This is a genomic window from Streptomyces sp. NPDC101237, from assembly GCF_044767465.1.
GTDB classification, from domain to species: Bacteria; Actinomycetota; Actinomycetes; order Streptomycetales; family Streptomycetaceae; genus Streptomyces; species Streptomyces gramineus.
The window spans coordinates 92,535-107,780 of the sequence record NZ_JBIWNY010000005.1 but is presented as its reverse complement, the minus strand read 5'-3'; the positions used below and the strand labels follow the sequence as shown (position 1 = coordinate 107,780).

Sequence of the window (15,246 nt, the reverse complement as noted above, 5' to 3'; positions counted from 1 at the left end):
CTGGCACACGTGGGGGTCCGTTCGGTTTCGTCGTCCGGTGCGAGCCGGTGGGGGCTTGTCGCGCAGTTCCCCGCGCCCTCAAAGGGGCGCGGGGAACTGCGCGAGCAACCGCGACGCAGCCCCACGGTCGAACGCGGTGCTACTCCACCGTCACCGACTTCGCCAGGTTCCTCGGCTTGTCGATGTCCCGGCCGAGCGCCTTCGCCGTGTGGTAGGCGAGGAGTTGGAGCGGGATGCCCATCAGGATCGGGTCCAGCTCGTCCTCGTTCTTCGGGACGACGATCGTGCGGTCCGCCTTCTCCTGGTTCCGGTGGGCCACCGCCAGGATCTTGCCGCTGCGGGCCTTGATCTCCTCCAGGGCCGCGCGATTCTTCTCCAGCAGGTCGTCGTCCGGGACGATCGCCACGGTCGGCAGCGCCGGCTCGATCAGGGCCAGCGGGCCGTGCTTCAGCTCGGACGCCGGGTAGGCCTCCGCGTGGATGTAGGAGACCTCCTTGAGCTTCAGGGACGCCTCGCGCGCCACCGGGTAGCCCCGCACGCGGCCGATGAAGAGCATCGAGCGGGCGTCGGCGTACTCCTTGGCCAGCTTCTCGATCTCCGCCTCCTGGTCGAGGATCTCGGAGATCTGGGCCGGCAGCTTGCGCAGGCCCTCGATGATCCGCTTGCCGTCGCGGACCGAGAGGTCGCGGATCCGGCCGAGGTGCAGGGCCAGCAGGCCGAAGGCGACCGTGGTGTTGGTGAAGCACTTGGTCGACACCACGCAGACCTCGGGCCCGGCGTGCACGTACATGCCGCCGTCCGCCTCGCGGGCGATCGCCGAACCGACCACGTTCACCACGCCCAGCACCCGGGCGCCCTTGCGCTTCAGCTCCTGGACGGCGGCGAGCACGTCGTAGGTCTCACCGGACTGGGAGACCGCGATGTAGAGGGTGTCGGGGTCGACGACCGGGTTGCGGTAGCGGAACTCGGAGGCGGGCTCGGCGTCCGCGGGGATCCGGGCCAGCTCCTCGATCATCTGGGCGCCGATCATGCCCGCGTGGTACGAGGTGCCGCAGCCGAGGATCTTCACCCGGCGCACCGCCCGCGCGTCCCGGGCGTCCAGGTTGAGGCCGCCGAGGTGCACGGTGGAGAAGCGGTCGTCGACGCGGCCGCGCAGCACGCGGTCGACCGCCTCGGGCTGCTCGAAGATCTCCTTGTGCATGTACGTGTCGTGGCCGCCCATGTCGTACGACTCGGCCTCCCACTCCACGGTGGTCGGCTCGGCGGTCGTCCGGGTGCCCTCGGTGGTGTACGTGCGGAAGTCGTCGGCCTTGAGGGTGGCCATCTCGCCGTCGTCCAGCGTCACTATCTGGCGGGTGTGGGTGACCAGGGCCGCGATGTCGGAGGCGACGAACATCTCCTTGTCGCCGATGCCGAGGACGACCGGGGAGCCGTTGCGGGCCACCACGATCCGCTCGGGGAAGTCGGCGTGCATCACGGCGATGCCGTAGGTGCCCTCGATCAGGCGCAGCGCCTGGCGGACCCGCTCCTCCAGGGTCTCCGCCTGCGAGCGGGCGATCAGGTGGACGAGGACCTCGGTGTCGGTCTCGGACAGGAACTCGACACCGTCCGCCTCCAGCTTGCGGCGCAGGTCGGCGGCGTTGTCGATGATGCCGTTGTGGACGACGGCGACCTTCTGGTCGGTCGACATGTGCGGGTGGGCGTTCACGTCCGAGGGGGCGCCGTGGGTGGCCCAGCGGGTGTGCGCGATGCCGGTGGTGCCCTTGAAGCGCGCCGGGACCTTGGCCTCCAGGTCCCGGACCCGGCCCTTGGCCTTGACCATCTTCAGCCCGGCCGCCTTCGGGGAGGAGACGACGATGCCGGCCGAGTCGTAGCCGCGGTATTCCAGCCGCTGCAGGCCCTCCAGGAGGAGGGGGGCCACGTCACGCTTACCGATGTATCCGACGATTCCGCACATGTAGGGGTGTTCCGTATCCTTCAGCCGTAGACCATGCGGCGCAGCTGCCGGAGGGTGAGTTCCGGCGGGGCGACCGCCCTGTACTTCAGATCCGCCTCGATCTGTTCGAAGATCTCCGCGTTCACCAGGCCGTCCGCCTGGAGTTCTCGGTGGCGGCGCCGGACGTAGTCGCCGGCCGTCTCGTCGAAGTAGGCGAGCACGTCCTGTATCACCCGCAGCGCCTCGCCCCGGCTCAGCGGCGTGGAGCGCGTCAGATGATCAACAAGTTCGTCGTGCACCCGTAGATCCTGGAGTACGAGGTGACGGTTTAGCAAGAATCCTGCCCGATTCCGGGCAACGGACTGTTGAATCTCTTATGGGGCTCTGTTCGCAGCCTGTCCATCCTGTGTCTTGCGCCACGTCGCTTGTGGAGACGAGTTTCAGACGTCATGGACATTCCTCGGATGGGCGTACCCGATGAACTCGCCGAGCGCATGAGCATCGCCGAGCAGCACGAGTACCTCCGCGCCAGATTCTCCCGGCGCTCCATGATCAGAGGCGGCGCCGTGACCGTGGGCGCCGTCACCGGCGGCTCGTTCGTGCTGGGCGGCACCGCCCAGGCGGCCGCCCCCACCCGGTCCGCGGCCCCCGCCACCCCGTACGTCGACGGCGCCTACGTGGCGCCGTTCGGCCGCCACCTGGCCTTCGGCAACGACGCCGCCACGGAGATGACGATCTCCTGGCAGGTCCCGGTCGCGGTCAAGAAGCCCTTCGTCCGCATCGGCACCCACGCCTCGCACCTCTCGGTGAAGATCCCGGCCGAGATCCGCGCCCTCTACACCCCGGCCGGCGTCGGTGCCAGCGGCGACCACACCCAGTACTACGTGCACGCCAAGCTGGCCAACCTCAAGCCGGGCCGCCAGTACTTCTACGGCGTCGGCCACGAGGGCTTCGACCCGGCCGCCCCGCAGTACGCCGGCACCATCGGCACCTTCACCACCGCCCCGCGCCACAAGGAGCCGTTCACCTTCACGGCCTTCGGCGACCAGGGCGTCAGCTACCACGCCCTGGCCAACGACGCCCTGATCCTCGGCCAGAACCCCAGCTTCCACCTGCACGCCGGCGACATCGCCTACGGCGACCCGGCCGGCCAGGGCAAGGCCTCGGACACGGTCTTCGACTCCCGTACCTGGGACCAGTTCCTGGCCCAGACCGAGTCGGTCGCCAAGTCGGTGCCGTGGATGGTGTCGTTCGGCAACCACGACATGGAGGCCTGGTACTCGCCGAACGGCTACGGCGGCGAGGAGGCCCGCTTCACCCTGCCCGACAACGGGCCGGACAAGAAGAACCTGCCGGGCGTCTACTCCTTCGTGCACGGCAACACGGCGATCATCTCGCTGGACCCGAACGACGTCTCCTTCGAGATTCCGGCGAACCTGGGCATCTCGGGTGGAACCCAGACCAAGTGGTTCGAGGGGCAGCTCAAGAAGTTCCGCGCCTCGAAGGACATCGACTTCATCGTCGTGTTCTTCCACCACTGCGCCTACTGCACCTCCACCGCGCACGCCTCGGAGGGGGGAGTGCGCCAGGAGTGGGTGCCGCTGTTCGAGAAGTACACGGTGGACCTGGTCATCAACGGCCACAACCACCAGTACGAGCGCACCGACGTCATCAAGGGCGACAAGGTCGTCAAGAAGCTCCCGATCGGCGAGACGGCCTACTCCGAGACCGAGGGTGTCGTCTACGTCACGGCGGGCGCCGCCGGCCGCAGCCTGTACGCGTTCACCGCGCCGGACTCCTACGAGGGCCACCTGAACGAGGTCGACTCCGTCGCCTCCTTCATCAACACCAAGGACGGCAAGGTCAACGAGACCGTCGCCTGGTCCCGGGTGCGCTACCTCAACTACTCGTTCCTGCGCGTGGACGTCGAGCCGGCGCCGCGCGGCCAGTACGCCAGGCTGAAGGTGTCGGGCATCGCCGAGACGGGCGACCGCATCGACCACTTCACGGTGGCCCGCAAGGCCAAGTAACACCCCGCCAAGGACGGGCGGGTGGTCCCGCGACCGTACGAGGACCACCCGCTCGCCCCTGCTCACATCCGCTTCAGCACCGCCTGCTTGGCCGTCGCGAACTCCGCGTCCGTGAGCATGCCCGCCCGGTGCAGCTCGCCCAGTTCGCGCAGCCGCCGCAGCAGCGCGTCGTGATCGGAAGCGGGCTCCGGCGCCGCCCCGGAACCGCCGGACCCGGCCGCCGCCGGATGCGGCAGCCGCGCCTGCACCGCCGCCGCGACCAGAGCCGTCAGCGGATCCCGCCGAAACCCCCACAACTCCACCGCGTGGGGGTCGTACCTGGCCCGCACCCCGGCCGGGGCGCCGCGCACCCGGAACCGCAGATGGCCGTTCTCCAGCCCGGCGGAGGGCTGCCACTCCACCGCCAGGATGTCCGCCAGGGCCAGCGTGCGGGGTCCCGCGGCGGCCTTCACGTCCTCCGTCTTCCAGTTCCACTCCAGCCGCACCCGCTCGCCGTCGAAGCCGGCCGTGCCGTCCCCGGCCGAGACCGACAGCGGCGGCCGCGGACCCGGCAGCAGATACCCGGTCACCGGCGTGCCCGGGACCCGTTCCAGCAGCAGCGCGTCGCGCACCTCGTCCGCGACGTACTCGGCGACGCCGTACCGGTCCGGTTCCACGGTCAGCAGGTAGGGGTCGTGGGGGTCGGCGAGCCGGCCCCCGGTGGCGTGCAGCAGCGGATCGGAGCCGTCCCGCAGCCGCAGCCGCAACCGCCCCGACCGCCGGCCCCGCTCGAACGAGACGCCCGCCAACGCCCCCAGCGGCACGACCAGTTCACCCAGTGCCCGGCGCAGCACACTGACGTTCCTGTCCCGTCCCGGAGTCAGCCGCAGGGCGTCCGCGTCGAAGGACCAGGTGGCCTCCTTCTGGATGATTTCCGCCATGGGGGAATTGTTCCACCGCGAGAACCGCCGGGTGGTCTCGACCAATCCGGGCCGGTGGTGCATCCTCGGCCGAGTCCCCTGCACCGAGTTCCGCCGAAGGGAGCGCATGTGCGACCGCACCACAGAACGACTCCCCGTACCCCCCGTACTCCTCGTACCCCCCGCCTGGCCCGGGTCCTCGGATCCCTGCTGCTGGTCGCGGCGGGCGGCGCGTTCACGGTCGGCGCCGCCCCGGCCGCGCCGCCGCCCGGCCCGGCGCCGCTCGACCGGGTCGTCCCGGCGCCCGCCTCGGTCCGGGCCGGCGGAGCGCCGTACCGCATCACCCGCGACACCGCCATCCGCGTCGACGGCTCCCGCGCGGTCCGCCGGGTCGGCGCCTACCTCGCGGGCGTGTTGCGCCCGTCCACCGGCTACCGGCTGCCCCTGACCACGCACGGCACCTCGGGCCTCCGGCTGCGGCTGGCCAAGGGCCCGTTCGGCGCCGAGGGCTACCGCCTCGACAGCGGCCGCGACGGCGTCACCCTCACCGCCGCCACGCCCGCCGGCCTCTTCCACGGCGTCCAGACCCTGCGCCAACTGCTCCCGGCCGCCGTCGAGAAGGACACCGTGCAGCGCGGCCCCTGGACGGTCGCGGGCGGTACCATCACGGACCGGCCCCGCTACGCCTACCGGGGCGCGATGCTCGACGTCTCCCGGCACTTCTTCACCGTGGCCCAGGTCGAGCGGTACATCGACGAACTGGCCCTCTACAAGATCAACGAACTGCACCTGCACCTCAGTGACGACCAGGGCTGGCGGATCGCCGTCGACTCCTGGCCGCGCCTGGCCGCCTACGGCGGTTCCACCGAGGTCGGCGGCGGACCGGGCGGCCACTACACCAAGGCCCAGTACCGGGAGATCGTCCGCTACGCGGCCTCCCGCTACCTCGAAGTCGTCCCCGAGATCGACATGCCCGGCCACACCAACGCGGCCCTCGCCTCCTACGCCGGCCTCAACTGCGACGGCACCGCGCCGCCGCTGTACACCGGCACGGACGTCGGCTTCAGCTCGCTGTGCGTCGGCAAGCAGGTGACGTACGACTTCGTGGACGACGTCATCCGCGAACTGGCCGCCCTCACCCCGGGCCGCTACCTCCACATCGGCGGCGACGAGGCGCACTCCACCAGCCACGCGGACTACGTCACGTTCATGGACCGGGTGCAGCCGCTGGTCGCGAAGTACGGCAAGAAGGTGATCGGCTGGCACCAGCTGACCGGCGCGCATCCCGTGCCCGGCGCGATCGCCCAGTACTGGGGGCTCGACGACACCGGCGCGGACGAGAAGGCCCAGGTGGCCCAGGCCGCCCGGAACGGCACCGGGCTGATCCTCTCGCCCGCCGACCGGGTATACCTCGACATGAAGTACACCGAGGACACCCCGCTCGGCCAGGACTGGGCCGGCCTGGTGCCGGTGAAGCGCTCCTACGACTGGGATCCGGGCCACTACCTGCCCGGCGCGCCGGGGTCGGCGGTCCGGGGGGTCGAGGCGCCGCTGTGGTCCGAGACGCTCGTGACCGGCGCCGACATCGACGTCATGGCCTTCCCGCGGCTGCCCGGCGTGGCGGAGCTGGGCTGGTCGCCGGCGGCCACGCACGACTGGGACGCCTACAAGGTGCGGCTCGCCGCGCAGGCGCCCCGCTGGGACGCCCTCGGCATCGGCTACTACCGCTCGCCGCAGGTGCCCTGGCCCGCCGGCTAGGCGCACCGGGAAAAACCGGCGGCTCCCCCGAGGACCGTACTCGGGGGAGCCGCCGGGCCCGGTCAGAACCCCGTGACGGGATTTCTCAGGGTTCCGACCAGCTGGAGGGCGCCCGACGGGTCCGCCAGGTCCACCATCTGCCGGTTGTCGCGCAGTTGGAGCCGGTTCAGGCAGGACAGCGCGAACTCCGGTGCGAACATGTCGTACTGCGCGAACTTCTCGGCGAGTCCGGGAACCGACTCCTGGTACTCGCGGGTGACCTCGGCCACCGTCCGCCAGAAGTCGTCCTCCGTCAGCACCCCTTCGGCCGCGAGGTTCGCGGCGAGGAACCGGAAGAAGCAGTCGAAGACGTCCGTGAAGATCGACAGCAGCTTCATGTCCTCGGGGACCTCGACCCGCAGCCGTTCGACCGCCGGCGGCAGCACCGCGTCCGGGTCCATGACCGCGATCTCCTCGGCGATGTCCTTGTAGACCGCGCGCTGCACCACGCCGTCCTTCAGGACCAGGATGACGTTCTCGCCGTGCGGCATGAACACCAGGTCGTAAGCGTAGAAGCTGTGCAGGAGCGGGGTGAAGTAGGCCTTCAGGTAGGCCCGCAGCCACTCCTTCGGCGCCCGTCCGCTCCGCTCGATCAGGGCCGCGGCGAAGGAGGCGCCCTCGTGGTCCACGTGGACCAGGGAGGCCATCGTCGCCAGCGACTCGCCCTCCCCGAGGGACGGCACCGGGCTCTCCCGCCAGAGCGCGGCCAGCATCTTCCGGTACGGCGAGTAGCGGTCGGTGGCCCGCTCGTACTCCAGGTGCCGGTAGCCCACGGCCGCCCGCTCCCGGATGATCGACAGGCCGGTCGACCTGAGCACCGGGTCGGACTCGACGAGCTGGGCCAGCCAGTCGTTGATCGCCGGGGTGGCTTCCATGTAGGCGGCCGAAAGACCGCGCATGAAGCCCATGTTGAGGACCGACAGGGCGGTCTTGACGTAGTGCTTCTCCGGGTGGCTGGTGTTGAAGAAGGTGCGGATGGACTGCTGGGCCAGGTACTCGTCGTCGCCCTCGCCCAGGCACACCAGGTGCTCACGCGCCACCTCGGCCGCGAAGGTGACCGTCAGCTTGTTCCACCACTGCCAGGGGTGGACCGGGACGAACAGGTAGTCGGCCGGGTCCAGGCCCCGGTCGCGCAGCACCCCGTGGAAGCGCTCGACGGTCTTCTCGCCCAGTTCCTCGCGCACGAAGGACTCGTACTCGATGCCCACGCCCGCCGTGAACGCGGCCCGCGAGGTGTGCGCGGCCAGCCAGACCAGCCGGACCGGGCGCGCGGTCTCGGGGGCGTACGACAGGTACTCGTGGACGCCGAAGCCGAGCCGGCCGTTGTTGGCGACGAAGCACGGATGGCCCTCGGTCATCCCGGTCTCGATCGCCTGGAACCCTGCCCGGGCCAGCTCGGCGACCGGGACCTGCGGCTTGGCCAGCTTGTAGCAGGTGCCGGAGAGCGTGGAGGAGATCTCCTCCAGGTAGACCGGCAGGATCTCGTCGCTCAGGCCCAGCGAGTCCTTCAGGTCGATGAAGAAGTCGAGCGCCGCGAGCGGCAGTTCGGCGCCCTCCCGGACCCGGCTGACGGAGTCGGCGTCCACCTGCCAGTGGTCCAGGGCCCGGCGGACGGCGGTGAAGCGGTAGCGGGTGAGCCCGTCGTCGCTGCGCACGACGTAGGAGTCCCCGTCCCGCTCCGGGGTGATCAGGCGCTCGTGCGCGAACTCGGCGAGCGCCTTGCGTATCAGGAGCCGGTTGGCCTTCTCCCAGCGGTCGGGGGAGAGGTGGGCCACGGCGTCGGTGAGGCTCATGCGGCCACCGCCCGCTCGAACCGCTCCCGGGTGCAGAAGCTCAGCAGCGCCGTCTTCTCCGGCTTCTGGATCTCGCCCACGGGTACAAACCCGACGGCCTCGTTCAGCGCGTGCACGGCCGTGTTCTGCACGTCCGGCTCGACGACGATCCGGCGGGTCGCCGGGTCCTCGAACAGGCGCGCCACGACGGCCGTGATGACGGCCCTGGTGAAGCCGTGCACCGGCGTGTCGGTGGCCGGGGTCAGGAAGTGCATCCCGACGTCGCCCGGCTCGGGCTCGTACAGCCCGACCAGCTCGCGGTGGGCGGGATCGTAGTACTCCATGAGGAAGGCGGGCCCGCCGTCCTCGCCGAGGCCGAGGAGCGCGTGGTGGTGCTCGTCGGCGGCGATCTCCATGTAGGCGCGCTCGACCTCCTCCCGGCGGGCGTCCCGCATCATCCAGTAGGCCGCCTTGGGGTGGGTGACCCAGGAGTGCAGCAGAGCGCCGTCCCGGAGGGGGTCCAGGGGCCGGAAGGTGAACGTCGTGGTCGGGGTGGTCATACGGCGAACTCCTGGAACGCGATCGTCTTCTCCACCGGGTAGTACTCCGAGCCGAGCAGCTCGCGGATGATGTACGCGTTCCGGTAGGGGCCCATGCCCAGGTCGGGGCTGGTGATGCTGTGGGTGTGGACGCCGGCGTTCTGCAGGAACACGCCCCGGCCGGTGACGTCGACGGCGTAGTTGCGGGCCACGTCGAAGTTGCCGTGCGCGTCGTAGCGCAGCCGGTCGCGGACCGGTCCGAGGAACTCGGGTTCGGCGTAGCGGTAGCCGGTGGCCAGCACCAGGCCCTGGGTCTCCAGCTCGTAGTCCTTGCCCTGTTCCTCCTGGCGGAGACCCAGGGTGTACGTGCCGTTGTCGTAGGCGGCCGTGTTCAGGCTGGAGTTGGTGAGCAGGCGGGTGGGGACCGGGCCGCCGAGGTTCTTCTGGTAGAGCAGGTCGAAGATCTCGTTGATCAGGTCGCCGTCGATCCCCTTGAACAGGCCCTTCTGCTCGGCGGTGAGCCGGTAGCGGGTCTCCTCGGGCAGGGCATGGTAGTAGTCGACGTACTCGGGGCTGGTCATCTCCAGCGTGAGCTTGGTGTATTCGAGCGGGAAGAAGCGCGGCGAGCGGGTCACCCAGTTCAGGCGGTAGCCGTGGACGTCGATCTCGCTGAGCAGGTCGTGGTAGATCTCGGCGGCGGACTGGCCGCTGCCGACCAGCGTGATCGACTCCTTGGACTGGAGCTCCTGCTTGTGCCGCAGGTAGCGCGAGTTGTGGATGAAGTCCCCGCCGAGTCCCCGGCAGGCCTCCGGTATGTACGGCGGGGTGCCGGTGCCCAGGACCAGGCGGCGGGCCCGGTAGGTGTCACCGGCGGCGGTGGCGACGACGTACAGCTCGTCCTCGTACCGGACCTCGGTCACCGTGGTGCCGAAGCGCACGTTGGTCAGTCTGTTCGCGGCCCAGCGGCAGTAGTCGTCGTACTCCACGCGCAGCGGATAGAAGTTCTCGCGGATGTAGAACGAGTACAGCCGGCCCTTCTCCTTCAGGTAGTTCAGGAAGGAGTACGGCGAGGTGGGGTCGGCCAGGGTGACCAGGTCCGACATGAACGGGGTCTGGAGGTGGGCGCCCTCCAGGAACATGCCGGCGTGCCACTCGAAGTCGGGCTTCGCCTCCAGGAAGACGCCCTCCAGCGCGGTGATCGGCTCGGTCAGGCAGGCGAGGCCGAGGTTGAAGGGCCCCAGTCCGATGCCGAGGAAGTCGAGGACGGCGGGCGGGGTGTCAGGACGCGCGGTCAAGGGACTCTCCCAGGTACTGCTCGGCATGGCCGGCGATCAGAGCGAGCACGGCGGTGATGTCGGCCGTCGTGGTCTCGGGGTTGAGCAGGGTGAACTTGAGGTAGTGGCGGGCGCCGACCTTGGTGCCCGCGACCACCGCGTCACCGGAGGCGAACAGCGCCTTGCGGGCGTACAGGTTGGCGCGGTCGATCTCGGCGGGGTCGGTGACGGCCGCCGGGATGTACCGGAAGACGAGGGTCGACAGGGACGGCTCGACGACGACGTCGAAGCGCGGGTCGGCGGCCAGCAGCCGCCAGCCCTCCGCGGCCAGGTCGCAGACCTCGTCGAAGAGCTGCCCGATGCCGTCGGCGCCCATGGTGCGCAGCGTCATCCACAGCTTGAGGGCGTCGAAACGACGCGTGGTCTGGAGGGACTTGTCGACCTGGTTGGGTATGCGCTCCGCGATCGTCCGGCGCGGGTTGAGGTACTCCGCGTGGTAGGTGGCGTGGCGCAGGGTCGCGGCGTCCCGGACCAGCAGGGCGGACGAACTCACCGGCTGGAAGAAGGACTTGTGGTAGTCGACGGTGACCGAGTCGGCGCGCTCGATGCCGGCGATCCGGTCTCGGTGCTTCAGGGAGGCGAGCAGGCCGCAGCCGTACGCCGCGTCGACGTGCATCCAGGTGCCGTACTGCTCGCACAGTTCGGCGATCTCGGGCAGCGGGTCGATGGAGCCGAAGTCGGTGGTGCCGGCCGTGGCGACGACCGCCATGGGCACCAGGCCGTCGCTCGCGCAGCGTTCCAGTTCGCGGGCGAGGGCGACGGTCTGCATCCGCTTGTCCTGGCCGACCGGCACGCAGACCACCGCGTCCTGGCCGAGGCCGAGCAGTTTCGCCGACTTCTGCACGCTGAAGTGACTGGCCTCGGAGGCGAAGACGCGCAGTTTCGCCGGGGAGTCGGTCTTGCTCTCCTCGCGGGCCAGCAGCAGCGCCTGGAGGTTGGACTGGGTGCCGCCGGAGGTGAACACGCCGTCGGCGGCTTCGCCGAGACCGGTGCGGGCGGTGGTCCAGTCGATCAGTTTCCGCTCGATGAGAGTGCCGCCGGCCGACTGGTCCCAGGTGTCCAGGGAGGAGTTGACGGCGGAGAGCACGGCCTCGCCGAGCACCGCGGGGATGACCACCGGGCAGTTGAGGTGGGCGAGGTAGCGCGGGTGGTGGAAGTAGACGGCGTCCCGGAGGTAGACGTCCTCCAGCTCGTCCAGGACCGCGGTGGTGTCGCGCAGCGGCCGGTCGAGGTCGATGCGGTCGAGGACCGGGGCGAGGGCGTCGGCGGTGATGCCCGTGAACGGCCGTTCGGTGGTGGCGAGTTTGGCCGCCACCCGCTCTACTCCTTCGGTCACGGAGCGGCGGTAGTGCTCCGCGGTCAGGTCATTGAGCAGGTGCGAGCGCATGTGGGGGTCCTCCGGGGACGATCCGTGCGGGGGAGGGGAGCGATCAACTCCATTTAGGTTAGCCTAACCTAAGTAACACGGGGCTGGCGCTGCCCCTCCCGTGACAGCCGTCACGTCGACCTCGCACCTACTCGCCGGACTCCCGGAGTTGTTCCTCCGTCAGACCCTGACGCCAGTAGCCGACGAAGGTGACCCGGCGCCGGTCCACCCCGCGCTCCCCGACGAAGTGCCGGCGCAGTTCCTTCACCCGCCCGGACTCGCCGGCGATCCAGACGTAGGGGTGCGCGGCGGCGGGCAGGTCGGCGGCGCGGATCGCCTCCTCGGCGCTGCCGCCCACCACCCACTCGATCTGCGCGTCGGCCGCGGTCGCCACGTCCTGGACGTCCCCGGCGCACGGCACCTCCAGCCAGGCGCGGACCCGGGTCCCGGCGGGCAGGGATTCGAGGATGGCGGTGGCCGCGGGCACGGCGGTGTCGTCGCCCCAGACCACCACCAGATCGGTGTCCGCGGGCGGCCGGAAGCGGATGGCCCGGTTGTCGGCGACCGCCGGGCCGATCAGGATCACCCGGTCGCCGGCGGCGGCCCGGGAGGCCCACCGGGAGGCGGGTCCGGCGGGGGGCGGGGATCCCCCCACGTGGGCGGAGCCGTGGGCGGCGCCGGGAGCGGGGGAGGCCTCCGGCTCGATGCCGTGCAGCACGAAGTCGATGTCGATCTCGTCCGGGTCGCGGCGCAGCTCCCGGAGCGTGTACGAGCGCATCACGGCCCGTACGTCGTCGGGGAGTTCGCGCCAGCCCTGGAACCAGCCCTCGCCCAGCTCGACGGGGACGGCGGGCTCGGTGCGTCCCTCGGCCGGGATGAACAGGGAGAGGGACTGGTCGCGTCCCTCGGAGTGGAAGTGCGCCAGGTCGGCGCCGTCGAAGGTGACCCGGACCAGGGACGGACCGAGCCGCCTCGTCCGTACGACCTGGAGGGAGAAGAAACGGAACGGGGCGGCTGCGGCCGTCGTCATATGGGCTCCTGGGACTCAGGAAGTTGTGGGTCGGTGGCCGGGCGGGGTCAGCTGACCTTCTTCGCCGTCTCCAGCGCCTTGGCGAGGTTCTCCACCATCGCGACGCACTTGTCGTAGGAGAAGATCGGCTCGGGCGAGCGCGCGATGACCTGGCCGGCCTTGACCGCGGGGAGCTTCTTCCAGGTGGCCTCGGTGATGTCGGCCGGCTGGATGGTCGCCGAGCGGTCGTCCATCATGATCACGTCGGCCGCGTACTTGTCGACGTTCTCCCAGCTCAGGTCCTCGTACCAGCCGCCGCTCTTCTTCAGTACGGACGCCGAGGGCTCGACGAAGTTCACGCCGAGGGCCTTGAAGTACTCCAGGTCCACCGAGAGGTTGGTGCCGGAGACGTAGAACAGGTCCTGGGCGGCCGAGCCCGCCAGCACCTTGATGTCGGGGTGCGCCCTGGCGGCGGCGCGCAGCCGGGAGGAGGCCGCCTCGAAGCGCTTCTTGGCATCCGTGACCTTGCTCGCCGTCATGTCCGCGCCGAGCGACTCGGCCAGTGCCCACACGCGCTGGAGCGGAACGGTCAGCTGGCGGTCGTAGGCCGAGATGCCGATGCTCGGCGCGAGCCTGGCGATCTTGTCCTTGGACTCGTCCGGGACGTACCAGAGGGTGCCCGCGCCGTCGAACATCGTGGTGACGAGGACCTGCGGCGCGAGGGCGGCGTACTTCTCGACGTTGAACTCGCCCCAGGTGTTGCCGAGCACGGTCAACTTGCTGACGTCCATGTCGCCGGCCTGGACGTCGGCCTTGCCGTCCTTGGTCTTCGTCGGGCCGAACACGCCCTTGACGTCGATGCCGTAGTCGTACAGCGCGGCGGCGACGCCGACGAAGGCCACGATGTCCGCCGGGGCCTCGTCCAGCTTCACGGTGGTCCCGCGGTCGTCCTTGAAGCTCCAGGGGCCGGACGTGGCGGCCGGCGTCCCCTTGTCGGAGGAACCCGCGCTTTTCGCGTCGTCGTCCCCGCAGGCGGCGAGCGCGGCTCCGAGGCCGAGGGCGCCGCCGGCGGCGAGGATGCCGCGGCGAGTGAGGTGGGCTGCTCTGACGTTGGACATAGGTGTGGCTGCCTTCGGACGTGCGGGATCACCGCCGGAACAAGTCGTTGATTAGGTTAGCCTAACCTCAGAAAGTGTCCAGGGGTGGCCCCCGCACCTCCCGCGCACGGGCCTGGCGCGGAATACAACTCTCCTTGTGGCGACCTCCGTTGACGATTCCCGGCGGTCCCCGCACGGGGCCGGCCTCCCGTTGTTCCGCCTCGGTCCCGCTCAGGGGCGGGCAGGCGACCGACCGACGGCGTCCTCGCGTTCTGCCGGAGCGCGCCGGAGCGCGGATCCCCGTCGGCCACGGTGAATCCGGCGCACGGCCTCGGCCGGCTAGGCGAGGAACGGGAGGCCGAGGGGCCGGGGACTGGTACCGCCGCGCGGTGGAGTCGGGGTACCGGACCGTACGGCGGCGGGGTGGTGAGCCGTGAGCGGGTGCCGCCCGCCGCCGGGGCGTGATCAGCCCCAGGGCGTGCCGGGAAGCGCACCCCACGGGCCCTGGCCCGGCATCGCGGGGCGGCCCGGCATCACGGGCTGCATCGGCGGCGCGGCGTTCGGCTGGGTGACGCCCGGCTGCGTGATGCCAGGCTGCGTGATGCCCGGCAGACCAGCCCCCGCCAGACCGGTGTCCGGCTGGGCGGCTCCCGGCTGACCGGTGCCCGGCTGCTGTGCCGTGCTCGGGGCCTGCGCCCCGCCGTCGGCCCACAGCTGGTCGACGCGCGAGCGCTCGGCGGCGTCCGGCTGGCGGTTCTTGCAGGACGGGCCGGGGCCGCCGCCGGACATCAGCTCGCTGCACGGGCCGCTGTAGTCGTCCGGCAGGCCCAGCACGTGCCCGGTCTCGTGGGTGACGACGCGGATCGAGTCGTTCTGCCGGGCCTGCGTGTAGTCGATGAAGATGTAGCCGCTTCCGTGCCCGTTGGTGGAGGCGTGCGACCCGCGCTGGTCGTTGCCCTCGTAGTAGGAGAAGTCGGCGCCGCTCGACGCCTCCTGGAGCTTGACGTGGGTCTCCGCGCTGTTCCAGATGGAGGCCGCGCTCGCTATCTGCGAACGGAAGCTCGGCGCGTGGGAGTCGTCGTAGGTGACGGTCACCGCCTGTGAGCCGGACTGGGCGGCGCCCTTCGCGGCGACCGACTTGAGCACGGCCGCGAAGAACGCCTTGTTGCCCGCGGACTCCTCGGCCGATCCGTCGTACCGCGCCGTGGTGGTGCCCGCGGCGGACGGGTCGCCCGCGGGGGCGGCGGACGGTTCGGCGCTCGCCGGCACCACCGCGCCCAGTGCGCCGGTGGCCAGGCCGAGGCCGACAGCGAGAGTGAGGAGTCTCGCGGACATTCGGGAGGACTTCATGTGGGGGGGCTCCTACTCACTCGGTGACGCCGAGCACAGGTTCCGAGCTGCGGCGACGTCCTGTGAGTCGACATTCTTAGAACCGCCGCACAGAGAGCGCAAAGGGTCCTGAAGGGG

11 protein-coding genes and 1 pseudogene are annotated in these 15,246 nt (G+C 70.6%); 2 read left to right on the top strand and 10 right to left on the bottom strand.

The window, feature by feature from the left end; genetic code table 11:
- Positions 1–139: 139 nt before the first annotated feature.
- Both glmS and ACIRQ9_RS09875 read right to left on the bottom strand, forming a co-directional pair.
- Positions 140–1,957, bottom strand: a complete 1,818-nt coding sequence (gene glmS, locus ACIRQ9_RS09880; RefSeq protein WP_404169268.1) for a glutamine--fructose-6-phosphate transaminase (isomerizing) — start codon at positions 1,955–1,957, stop codon at positions 140–142.
- Between the two features lie 20 nt (positions 1,958–1,977).
- Complete coding sequence (locus tag ACIRQ9_RS09875; protein WP_404169265.1) at positions 1,978–2,235, bottom strand: hypothetical protein; 258 nt, start codon at positions 2,233–2,235, stop codon at positions 1,978–1,980.
- Between the two features lie 165 nt (positions 2,236–2,400).
- Here ACIRQ9_RS09875 and ACIRQ9_RS09870 point away from each other — a divergent pair, with 165 nt between their 5' ends.
- Positions 2,401–3,966: a fibronectin type III domain-containing protein gene (locus tag ACIRQ9_RS09870; RefSeq protein ID WP_404169262.1), complete on the top strand. Its 1,566-nt coding sequence runs from the start codon at positions 2,401–2,403 to the stop codon at positions 3,964–3,966.
- A gap of 62 nt (positions 3,967–4,028) precedes the next feature.
- Here ACIRQ9_RS09870 and ACIRQ9_RS09865 read toward each other — a convergent pair whose 3' ends face one another.
- The gene (locus ACIRQ9_RS09865) at positions 4,029–4,886 is read right to left on the bottom strand and encodes a DUF4429 domain-containing protein (RefSeq protein WP_404169259.1); all 858 of its coding nucleotides are present in this window, start codon (positions 4,884–4,886) and stop codon (positions 4,029–4,031) included.
- 108 nt (positions 4,887–4,994) lie between these two features.
- Here ACIRQ9_RS09865 and ACIRQ9_RS09860 point away from each other — a divergent pair, with 108 nt between their 5' ends.
- Positions 4,995–6,623, top strand: coding sequence for a beta-N-acetylhexosaminidase (locus tag ACIRQ9_RS09860; protein ID WP_404169256.1), 1,629 nt, complete (start codon positions 4,995–4,997; stop codon positions 6,621–6,623).
- Positions 6,624–6,685: 62 nt separating this feature from the next.
- Here ACIRQ9_RS09860 and ACIRQ9_RS09855 read toward each other — a convergent pair whose 3' ends face one another.
- The 7 genes and pseudogenes from ACIRQ9_RS09855 to snpA form a co-directional block, all read right to left on the bottom strand.
- Positions 6,686–8,455, bottom strand: a complete 1,770-nt coding sequence (locus tag ACIRQ9_RS09855; RefSeq protein WP_404169252.1) for an IucA/IucC family protein — start codon at positions 8,453–8,455, stop codon at positions 6,686–6,688.
- Positions 8,452–8,994 carry a GNAT family N-acetyltransferase gene (locus ACIRQ9_RS09850; RefSeq protein ID WP_404169249.1) on the bottom strand — a complete coding sequence of 181 codons (543 nt, stop codon included), beginning with the start codon at positions 8,992–8,994 and terminating at the stop codon, positions 8,452–8,454. Before ACIRQ9_RS09850 ends, ACIRQ9_RS09855 begins: the two co-directional genes overlap by 4 nt.
- Positions 8,991–10,268: a lysine N(6)-hydroxylase/L-ornithine N(5)-oxygenase family protein gene (locus ACIRQ9_RS09845; protein WP_404169246.1), complete on the bottom strand. Its 1,278-nt coding sequence runs from the start codon at positions 10,266–10,268 to the stop codon at positions 8,991–8,993. The genes ACIRQ9_RS09850 and ACIRQ9_RS09845 overlap by 4 nt, the downstream gene beginning before the upstream one ends.
- Positions 10,252–11,694 (bottom strand): lysine decarboxylase DesA, encoded by a 1,443-nt coding sequence (desA, locus tag ACIRQ9_RS09840; protein ID WP_404169243.1) that lies wholly within the window; start codon positions 11,692–11,694, stop codon positions 10,252–10,254. The genes ACIRQ9_RS09845 and desA overlap by 17 nt, the downstream gene beginning before the upstream one ends.
- Positions 11,695–11,821: 127 nt before the next feature.
- Positions 11,822–12,703 (bottom strand): siderophore-interacting protein, encoded by an 882-nt coding sequence (locus tag ACIRQ9_RS09835; RefSeq protein ID WP_404169240.1) that lies wholly within the window; start codon positions 12,701–12,703, stop codon positions 11,822–11,824.
- Positions 12,704–12,750: 47 nt separating this feature from the next.
- Positions 12,751–13,800 carry an ABC transporter substrate-binding protein gene (locus ACIRQ9_RS09830; RefSeq protein WP_404169236.1) on the bottom strand — a complete coding sequence of 350 codons (1,050 nt, stop codon included), beginning with the start codon at positions 13,798–13,800 and terminating at the stop codon, positions 12,751–12,753.
- Between the two features lie 654 nt (positions 13,801–14,454).
- Positions 14,455–15,114 (bottom strand): annotated as a pseudogene (gene snpA / locus ACIRQ9_RS09825) (snapalysin); the annotation flags it as partial.
- Positions 15,115–15,246: the final 132 nt, after the last annotated feature.